At 45.3% G+C, this 342-nt stretch carries 1 protein-coding gene; it reads right to left on the reverse strand.

The annotated features are described in order from the left end of the window. Window positions 1–342, reverse strand: a 342-nt coding sequence (locus LB467_RS18805) for an IS66 family transposase zinc-finger binding domain-containing protein (protein ID WP_224475679.1), incomplete at both ends; no start/stop codon positions are given.

Genomic DNA, 342 nt, shown 5'->3' on the forward strand with positions numbered 1-342 from the left:
GGTACTTATCTACTAAAATCGAAGCCAGGAGTCCGGCTCCCGGGATTCCTTTTTCAATCACCCGCTCAGGAAGTTCCCCGATGATCACTCCTTCTTTATTCTTGGGAGCATACTTATAGCGGATGTAACGTTTGATATAGTATTTAGCAGGCTCGTATTCCAGTTCATCGGTCACTTCTTTGCCGATACAAACCATATCGGTAAGATCTTCCTCTGGATAGATCTCGATCTCTTTTACCTCAAGATGCTCCGGAAGGGCCATTCTTCCTTTGTGGTTGGAAGTTCTTTTGCGACGCTGGTCACTGAGCTTTTCTTTTAATTCGGATTCTTGTGCTGCTGCCT

Source organism: Salegentibacter tibetensis (assembly GCF_020164485.1).
Taxonomy (GTDB): Bacteria; Bacteroidota; Bacteroidia; order Flavobacteriales; family Flavobacteriaceae; genus Salegentibacter; species Salegentibacter tibetensis.